The organism is Asaia sp. SF2.1, assembly GCF_000505765.1.
GTDB lineage: Bacteria > Pseudomonadota > Alphaproteobacteria > Acetobacterales > Acetobacteraceae > Asaia > Asaia bogorensis.
This window is the reverse complement of record NZ_AYXS01000012.1, coordinates 75,608-84,162: the sequence shown is the minus strand read 5'-3', so window position 1 is coordinate 84,162 and position 8,555 is coordinate 75,608. Positions and strand designations below refer to the sequence as shown.

The 8,555-nt window shown below is 59.0% G+C and carries 8 protein-coding genes; 4 read left to right on the top strand and 4 right to left on the bottom strand.

Annotated elements, in window-relative coordinates:
* Together P792_RS38610 and P792_RS0118685 are read left to right on the top strand one after the other, a co-directional pair.
* Nucleotides 1-685 (top strand): DegT/DnrJ/EryC1/StrS aminotransferase family protein (locus P792_RS38610; protein WP_235075445.1); only part of this gene is annotated, 685 nt, incomplete at its 5' end.
* Nucleotides 682-1,143 (top strand): hypothetical protein, encoded by a 462-nt coding sequence (locus tag P792_RS0118685; RefSeq protein WP_023978407.1) that lies wholly within the window; start codon nucleotides 682-684, stop codon nucleotides 1,141-1,143. The genes P792_RS38610 and P792_RS0118685, both read left to right, overlap by 4 nt.
* Nucleotides 1,144-1,305: 162 nt before the next feature.
* Here P792_RS0118685 and P792_RS26815 read toward each other — a convergent pair whose 3' ends face one another.
* From P792_RS26815 to P792_RS26805, 3 genes are all read right to left on the bottom strand, one after another.
* A complete protein-coding gene (locus P792_RS26815; RefSeq protein WP_161630832.1) occupies nucleotides 1,306-2,103 on the bottom strand; it encodes a MerR family transcriptional regulator in 798 nt (265 codons plus the stop codon).
* A 181-nt stretch (nucleotides 2,104-2,284) separates the two neighbouring features.
* Nucleotides 2,285-3,415 (bottom strand): AI-2E family transporter, encoded by a 1,131-nt coding sequence (locus tag P792_RS26810; protein ID WP_051395852.1) that lies wholly within the window; start codon nucleotides 3,413-3,415, stop codon nucleotides 2,285-2,287.
* 45 nt (nucleotides 3,416-3,460) lie between these two features.
* Nucleotides 3,461-5,353, bottom strand: coding sequence for an ABC-F family ATP-binding cassette domain-containing protein (locus P792_RS26805; RefSeq protein ID WP_023978404.1), 1,893 nt, complete (start codon nucleotides 5,351-5,353; stop codon nucleotides 3,461-3,463).
* 117 nt (nucleotides 5,354-5,470) lie between these two features.
* On the opposite strand from P792_RS26805, the gene ndk reads away from it, so the two are divergent.
* Both ndk and P792_RS37020 read left to right on the top strand, forming a co-directional pair.
* A complete protein-coding gene (ndk, locus tag P792_RS26800; RefSeq protein WP_023978403.1) occupies nucleotides 5,471-5,893 on the top strand; it encodes a nucleoside-diphosphate kinase in 423 nt (140 codons plus the stop codon).
* Between the two features lie 297 nt (nucleotides 5,894-6,190).
* A complete protein-coding gene (locus P792_RS37020; protein WP_023978402.1) occupies nucleotides 6,191-6,736 on the top strand; it encodes a hypothetical protein in 546 nt (181 codons plus the stop codon).
* A 15-nt stretch (nucleotides 6,737-6,751) separates the two neighbouring features.
* Here P792_RS37020 and P792_RS26795 read toward each other — a convergent pair whose 3' ends face one another.
* On the bottom strand, nucleotides 6,752-7,633 hold the full coding sequence (locus tag P792_RS26795; RefSeq protein ID WP_235075444.1) for a DMT family transporter: 882 nt from the start codon (nucleotides 7,631-7,633) through the stop codon (nucleotides 6,752-6,754).
* Nucleotides 7,634-8,555: the final 922 nt, after the last annotated feature.

The following is an 8,555-nucleotide window of genomic DNA, read 5'->3' as shown; positions in this document are numbered from 1 at the left end:
TTTTGGCGCCTCTCTGAATGGTCACAAGCTGGGCCGCGAGGCAATGGCGACAACCCTGTCCTTCTTCCCGTCCAAGCCGCTGGGTGCTTATGGCGATGGGGGTGCCATCCTCACTGACGATGCCGAGCGTGCGGCGCTGTACCGTTCGCTGCGCACCCACGGTGAGGGGCGCACGCGCTACGAAGTTCTGCGTATCGGCCTCAATGGACGTCTCGATACGCTTCAGGCGGCTATACTTCTGGCGAAGCTCGACCGGTTTGAAGAGGAACTGGCCCGCCGCGAAGCCATTGCACAGGCGTATGACGCGGCGCTTTCCGGTATTGTGCAGACTCCGGCACGGGTGAAGGACAGTGCAAGCGCCTGGGCCATTTACTCCATCCTGCTGCCGGACGCCGCAACGCGGGATGCCTTGCAGGCACATCTTGGCCGCCACGGGGTGCCAAGCATCGTGTACTATCCGCGCCCGCTGCATGAGCAGCCAGCTTATGCCGAGCATCATGACGAAACGGTATCGCTGCCAGTTTCGGAAACGCTGGGTTCTCGTATTCTGGCCCTGCCGCTTCATCCTGAACTGACTGATGAAGAGGTCAGCCGAGTGATCGGTGCTGTCTCATCCTATTTCGCAGCGTCCGAGGCAGGTGGTGAGGCCGGTTCAGCCGATGCCGGGCAGGAGCGCAGCGCGTGAGGAAAGAGACCCTTCTCGTTTTCGGATTTCTGGCGGTTGTTCTCTCGACGGTCGCGCTCATCTGGTATTTCGCATGGCCGGCTCTGCGTCCGGTACGGTTCGAGACCGTGTCGGATGTGACACTAACGATCGAGCAGACGAACCAGACGCGCAAGCTCGATGAGGCGGAAACGGCTCAGCTGAATGCATGGCTCCACAGCCATACGCATGGCTGGGCCCCGCTCACCTCGCCAGCACCTTCAACCGGTGATGTGGTAATCAAGGCCCATCTGCCGGATGGTGAGCCGTTCGAGCTCGCGCTCTGGACGGGTATCAGCGGTGCTGACTGGAATGATACAGCCATTACGCGCGTGAACCCCAAGGCACGCTTCAAGGTGCAGAGCTTTGATGATCAGGAATGGGCGCCGTTGCGTCGTTTGATCGAGGGGCAGGGCTTCGAAAAAACCGACGTTCCCTGAGGAAAAGCCTCGTGGCCTGTTCACCTGCAGAGGTGTTCAGGCCCGTGCTTGGCACTCTGGTCCGACACTTGTGACGGTGCGCAGGCATAGTGTCAGGCGTTGCGATTGCGACACCCATGGCCCGGAATGGAAGCATCCATCCCGGACCAGCAATGCCCGCCTTCAGGGCTGGCCCTGCGAGACCTGCTTCTCCCCCGTGCGTGAAAGCCGGCCGGTCTCCGTCATGAAGCGATAGACCTCGGCACTGAACGGTGCCTTGGCTGTCTCTGTCTCCCAGCTTTCCATATCGGCATACATCTTTGCCGCCTTGTTCCAGTGGTCTTTGCCCAACGCATCAACCATCGGCTGTTGCAGCGTCATCCATTCATTAAGCAGCGACAGGGCTTGCGGCGACCCCGGAGCAACGCCCTGTTTGATGGCGTCTTCAACACGGGTGATCAGCGCCGCCCAGTTCTGCTCATAGGTGGTGCGTGTCTCTCCCGGAAAAAGTCCGGCGCCGAGCGCCTGCCAGCGATTCCATTCTTCCTCAGTGAAATACTGCTTTGCGACGGTTCTGAGATCCTGTTGTGTCATGATGGTCTGTGCCTCCTTGATAAGGGAACAGAGCCGGTCAGCATCAGGTGTTTCGCGTGTTTCGAGCAGATCGGACATATGCCGCAGACGGCGCAGCATGGTCTCGATCTCTCTTTGCTTCGCGCCAAGATGCAGAATCTGTGTTTCGATCAGGCTCCGGGCGTCCAGAGAAGGGGCAATCATGACCGCGGAGATTTCCGATAGCCGGTACCCTGCCTGCCGAAGCAGGAGAATCTTGGTGATCAGGTTCACTTCCCGCGCGCCGTAGACACGACGACCTGCCTCGGTGCGGCGTGGGGCAATCAACCCTTTTTCCTCAAGGTGGCGCAAGCTGCGTATTGACAGCCCGCTTTGGGCAGCCATTTCGCCAATTGATCGATCACGCATCACGATGCCCCTCTCTTTCATCCGGCATCACCATGCGATGCTGACACAGTGTGAGGAGCAAGAGGTAAATACACTAAGTTTGACGAGTGATATTTGAGTGCAGAACTGCGCCCAGTTCGTGGCATCACTCCGGCTGGCAGGCTGGACTGACGGGGTGATAATACGCCCCGTCAGTTATGAGTCAGGCGTGCTGTTGTTTCCCGCTTTCGCTCGAAAGCGGCGCATCACCCATGGTCTCGCCCGTACGCATATCATCGGCAAGTGGTGCCGTGCCCTTGTCACCAATAGCAAGCAGGGCTGCGGTAAGGGGAGAGGCAAGAATGAGGCCGGGCACGCCCAGAATGGTGCCGAACACGGTCTGGGAAAGAATTGCCAGCGCTGGCGGCATATGTACCGCGTGACGCTGGATCAGGGGGGCGAGCACGTTGCCCTCCAGGAACTGGATGACGCAATAAAGCCCCGCCACCATGAGGCCGGTGCGTGTGCCCTGGGAAAGGGCGATCAACACAGCCGGTATCGCGCCGAGAATGGCACCGATATAGGGGATGAAATTGCAGAGCCCGGCAACAACGCCAAGGGCCATCGCCAGGGGAACGCCAAGAAAGCCCAGCCCGATACCCGAGGCCAGACCGACGGCAAGCATGTCAAAGGCCTGTCCGATTGTCCAAGACCACAGCGCCGTGCCCGCCGTCAGAAGAAGCTTACGGGCCTCCGGGCGATGGCCCTCGGGCACGAGGCGCAGCAGACCATCCACATAGATGGCGGGGGACAGGGCGAAATAGAGTCCGGCAATCAGGATCACGGCAATCGTGCCGAGCAGTCCGAACGCGCTGCTCAGAATACCGGTTACCGAATTGGCTAGACCGGCACCAAGGGACGGGCCGCTGCCAGCCTCGTTCCCACCGAGCGATTTGGGCAGATGATCGAGGGCAAACTGGCCCCATGTGCTGGTGCCCATCTGCTCGCGTATTTGCCCATACTGCGTGATCAAAGCCTGCTTCAGCTTGACGAACTGGTCACCAATCTGCGGACCACTGAAGAAGAACAGAGCCGCGATGGCGAGCAGGATTGTCAGTGCCACCAGACCCACGGCGAGCTGGTAAGGCATCCGCGCCTTGTCACGCAGAATACGCGCCAGACCGTGCAGGATCACAGCAAACAACGTGGCGGCAAAAACCACCATCAGCACGTCGCCTATGAGCCAGATAGCGAGCACGGCAACTGTAACGATGAGAGTAAAACGCAGGATCCGGAAGATCCGTGTCAGTTCGTGCCCCGCGCCGTGGGCGTCGTCATGATGGGTTTCAGACATCGTCTCTCTTGTTTTTAAAAATCTATCTCGTTGTAACGGAAAGCCCTAGCTTCGGTTCGCTTCGTCGATTTCGGCTTCTGCGTTCAGCCAGCGTTCCTCAGCGGCCTGCTCCTCAAGGCGCAATGCGGCAAGTCTTGTGTTCAGCTTCGTGATTTCAGCGGCATCGCTTTTTGCATAGAGTGCCGGATCGGCCAGACGCGTCTCGATTTTCTGGCGTTCCTTGCCAAGCTGTTCCAGCAAATGCTCGGCCGCCTTGGCTTCCTTGCGCAGGGGCGCCAGAGCCTTTCGCTGTTCCGCACGGTCTCGGCGCTGATCCTTCCTGCCGGCGCTATCGGGTTCGCTCTCCACTCGGCTGTCGCTGGCGGCCTTGCGTGCCCGTTCGACCAGCCAGCTGCGATAGCCGTCCATATCGTCATCGAACGGCGTGATCGTTCCCTCATCGACAAGCCAAAGGCGATCAGCCACGGATTCCACCAGATGGGAGTCATGGCTGATCAACACGACAGCGCCCTCGAAATCGCATAGGGCGCGAATCAGTGCGTCGCGTGCATCGAGATCCAGATGGTTGGTCGGTTCGTCCAACAGCAGGAGGTGAGGGGCGTTGCGCGTGGCGAGGGCAAGCAGGAGGCGCGCTTTTTCGCCGCCTGAGAGGTCGCCCACCCGGGACTCGGCCTTGCCGGCATCGAGGCCGAACCGGTCTAGCTGTGCGCGTACGGCGACAGGCGTCGCGTCAGGCATGGCGCGGCTCATATGGTCGATGGGTGTATCGCCCAGCACGAGCTCGTCACCCTGATGCTGGGCGAAATAGCCGATGCGAAGCCTTGGAGAATGGTTGACGCGGCCTGAGATGGGGTCGAGACGCCCTGCCAGCAATTTGGCGAAGGTCGATTTGCCCTTGCCGTTCTGGCCCAGAAGCGCGATGCGATCGTCAAGATCGAGGCGGCAGGACAGGTTCGACAAGACAGCGCGCCCGTCATAGCCAACGCTGACATTTTCCAGCGACAGCATGGGCGGGGGAAGGGGCGTGGGCTCCGGGAAGGCAAAGCGGGTGGGACTGTCCTCCACAACAGAGTCGATCTGGGGCAGACGCGCCAGTGCCTTGAGGCGGGCCTGAGCCTGTCGGGCCTTGGTGGCTTTGGCCCGGAAGCGATCGACGAAAGACTGCATATGCGCGCGCTGCACAGCAAGGCGTTCGGCTGCCCTGTTCTGCTGCAGGGCCTGCTCGGTGCGTATGCGGATGAACTCGTTATACCCGCCAGGGGTGAGGCTCAGCTTGCCCTTGTCCAGATGCGCAATGGAATCGACCACGCTATCGAGCAGGGAGCGATCATGGCTCACGACGATGGCCGCACCCGAGAAGGTCTTGAGCCAGTTTTCGAGCCAGATTGTCGCCTCGATATCGAGATGGTTCGTGGGCTCGTCCAGCAACAGCAGGTCGGGGTTCAGGAACAGGGCTGTGGCCAGCGCCACGCGCATGCGCCAGCCACCGGAGAAGGACGACACCGGGCGCTGCTGGGCTGCATGATCAAAACCCAGCCCTGAGAGAATGCTTGCTGCGCGGGCCGGGGCCGTATGAGCATCGATGACGAGCAGACGCTCATGAATATCGGCAAGGCGAGAGGGATCATGGGCCGCTTCGGCCTCGTGCAGCAGGCGCGCGCGCTCGAGATCGCCAGCCAGAACCGTGTCGATAAGGGAGGCATCCCCCTCGGGCGTCTCCTGCTTGACGCGCCCCATGCTGGCCCTGTTGGAGAGTTGTATCGTGCCCCCATCGGGGTGCAGATCACCAGCAATGGCGGCAAGCAGCGTAGATTTGCCGGCGCCATTCCGGCCGACCAGCCCCACCTTGCGCCCCGGGTCGATACTGAGTGATGCATTGTCAAGCAGGACACGACCGGCAATGCGCAGGGTCAGGTCGGTGATGGTCAGCAGGCTCACAGTTTCTTCCCTGGCAATATGGAGGCGTTTTGATGCCAAGCGGACTATCAGGAAGTCTTGTTTTGCTCTAGGGGAAGGGCGTTCATCGCTTTTCTTTTTTAATGCAGGAGATGCCTCATGGCCCTGGAACGCACCCTTTCGATCATCAAGCCCGACGCAACCCGCCGCAACCTGACCGGCAAGATCAATGCCGTGTTCGAAGGCGCTGGCCTGCGCATCGTCGCCCAGAAGCGCATCAAGCTGACCGAAGACCAGGCCAAGGCCTTCTACGCTGTGCACGCCGAGCGTCCGTTCTATGGCAGCCTCGTTGCTTCCATGCTCTCCGAGCCGGTTGTCGTGCAGGTGCTGCAGGGTGACAACGCTGTGGCACATCATCGCGAAGTCATGGGCGCAACCAACCCGGCACAGGCTGCCGAAGGCACTGTGCGCAAGCTCTATGCCGAGAGCATCGAAGCCAACTCGGTGCATGGTTCGGACAGCCTCGAAAATGCAAAGAACGAGATCTCGTTCTTCTTTGCCGAGACGGAAATCCTGCCGTAAGGCAGTCTCCACCAAGGCAGGTAGAGAAGGCGGCTTTTCAGCCGCCTTTTTTTTGACTTTCTGCTGGGTTGGAAAGCGTGGTCAGGCGGTATGGCTGCGTCGTTCCCCCGCAAAAATGTACTCATGTTATCTGGCCACGATCTTCACGCCGCCGATGGCGGCTTTTAACGCTTTGTAGAACAATAACCTGAATAATCTGACAAACTACGCCCGATTTGATAAATCACGCAGATGGCAAAGTGATAAGAAACTTGAGGTTACGTAATCACATAGAAATTACGCAAAGTAGAGAATTCGATGGCAGTGATAAGCATAAATAAAGATGATGAATCTACCGACAAAATATCAATATATTCCGACAACATCATTCAATTTCCGGCCAAATCTATGCCTTCGGAAGCAAGGCCTCTAGAGATCGTTGATCCTGATATTTGTATTTACACGCAGGATGGCCGAAAGCTGGACAAGCTCGGGCTGGCGGCGGATGAGTGTTGCTACATCCTTCCCCCAAACGTTCAGGTGATTTGCCTTAAGCGTGAGGAAAGAGACTCCGTGACGTCCGAGGACGGTGTTGTGCTGCCGGAGACGATTCCAGTGCGTGTCATCCTGTCCGAAAGCGATGCGGTAACGGAAATCGGCATGGTCAATGTGGGGAATTCTGCGTCGACGTCTGAGCCGGCGGAGGTCATGCATTGGATCGACCCTGGTCATACGCTTTTTCTCGCCCGGCAATCACCGGATCATGTGGCGATGATCTCCCTGCGGCTCACCGTATCAGAGCGGTCAGCCGAGAGTGATCCGGTCGAAAATGTGCAGGAGCAGGATGATCAGCGCGAGATCTGAGACGGCGCGCCAGGGTCATCGAGATGTCGTTGCCCGATCTGTGACGAGGCGGAACAGGCGTCCATCGATAGCGGCCAGGCCTGCGCCAATCAGGCAGAGCCCGGCCAGAGCAGACCAGCCGGGGTGCTCGCCCAGAAAGAGTATCCCGAGCATCAGCGCCATGATGGGGAGCAGGAACGTGACGAGCGAGAGATTTGTGGCGCCGGAGGTGGCAAGGAGTTTGAAATAGAGGATAAACGCGCCAGCCGTACTGAGCAATGCGATGCCCGCAAAGGCCCCCCATACGGTTGCTGTGAGTGGAGGAAGCGTCCACGGGTGATCGACCAGCATGGAAAGGGGCAGGATCAGGATCGTGCTGGCGGTGAGCTGCCCGGTAGCGAGCTGTAAAGGCGGTAGACCGCGGAATTTTCGTCCATATACGCCCCCAAACCCGTAGCTCAGCGCGGCGCCAAGGCAGGCCAGTTCTCCGGCAAGCGAGCTCTGAAATCTACCTCCTGCCAATGCAGGCGCGATCAGCGTGCCAACTCCGCAGAAGCCCAGAACGATGCCGGCAACTTTTCCCCAACGCATCTTTTCGTCATGGGTCAGAAAATGCGCGACGATAATGGTAAAAACCGGCGTTGTGGCATTCAGAATTGCCGCCAGACCGCTGGAGATGCGCGTTTCGCCGAATGCGATGGCCGAAAAGGGTATGACGTTATTAAGCAGTCCGAGCACGAAAAGCCGTAACCAGAGGGTACGATCCAGCGGCAGGGTCGTGCGGCGGACGACCAAAAGAAGATTGAGCGCCAAGGCCGCCAACCCGACCCGCCCCAGAACGACACTGAAGGGCGGTACGGCAGAAACGAGGATCTTGAAGAAGAAGAATGAGCCGCCCCAGAGGAGGGCGAGGATCAACAGAAGCGACCATTCCTTTGGTCCCATATGGTTCTGTTTTTGCTTCTGCACGGATCGTCCCCCTCTCCAGGTCGTCTGAGTTGTCTTTTGGCACGGGTGCGGGGCAGAGTCCCTGGTCTTCTCTGGCGTTACGGGAGGGCCTATTCAGCCCCGGGGGTGTGAAGCCGATGGATCCAATAAGCAGACTGGGTACGCGTATTTGTATCCTCGGCCCTTCCAATAGCGGGAAATCCACGCTTGCGCTGCGTTTGGGCACAGCGTTTGATCTCCCCGTGGTTCATCTAGACCTTCTGCGTTATCACTATGGCAGTTTCAGCACATTAAGGCCGCTTGACGCTTTCCACACTGATCACACACGGGCAATTTTGGATAACTGCTGGGTGATTGAGGGGAATTACTCCTCCTGCATGGAAGATCGTCTGGCACGAGCGACCGGCTTGATCCTGCTGGACGCGTCAACCTGCCTCAGCCTGTATCGTTACCTGTGCCGCTGTGCACGTTCCGGCCAGCGTATAGGAGGGTTTGCGCGCGACACCTGCGAGCCCGTCAGTATCGCGATGTTGAGCCATATCGTCGGGCCGACGAGATTGAACAGACGGCGCTACCGAACGATTTACGCCCGGTCACGCTTGCCAAAATGCTTCCTCCCGACACCTCGTGCCGTCAATGAATTCTGCCGGCACGCGGGACTGTGAGGAGGCGTAATGACGGCATCTGAAGTGGCACCGCCTATGTCAGCTTGTTTTTTCTATCACGCTCACCGCGCCCGGTTCACGTGTGATCGACAGGGCGTCTGGTGGAGAGCGGCTTGTTCCCCGGGCGGCTCGCACTGTAGGCGGGTCCAGCCATCATGGTCTCTTCAATCTTTTCAAGCGAGACGCCTTTTGTTTCGGGGATATAACGCAACACGAAGACCATCGAT

Bases quoted from the DNA above. Each gene is read 5' to 3' on its own strand.
- P792_RS26815 (WP_161630832.1), bottom strand. From the start codon at position 2,103: ATGCGTGATCGATCAATTGGCGAAATGGCTGCCCAAAGCGGGCTGTCA.
- ndk (WP_023978403.1), top strand. From the start codon at position 5,471: ATGGCCCTGGAACGCACCCTTTCGATCATCAAGCCCGACGCAACCCGC.
- P792_RS26810 (WP_051395852.1), bottom strand. From the start codon at position 3,415: ATGTCTGAAACCCATCATGACGACGCCCACGGCGCGGGGCACGAACTG.
- P792_RS37020 (WP_023978402.1), top strand. From the start codon at position 6,191: ATGGCAGTGATAAGCATAAATAAAGATGATGAATCTACCGACAAAATA.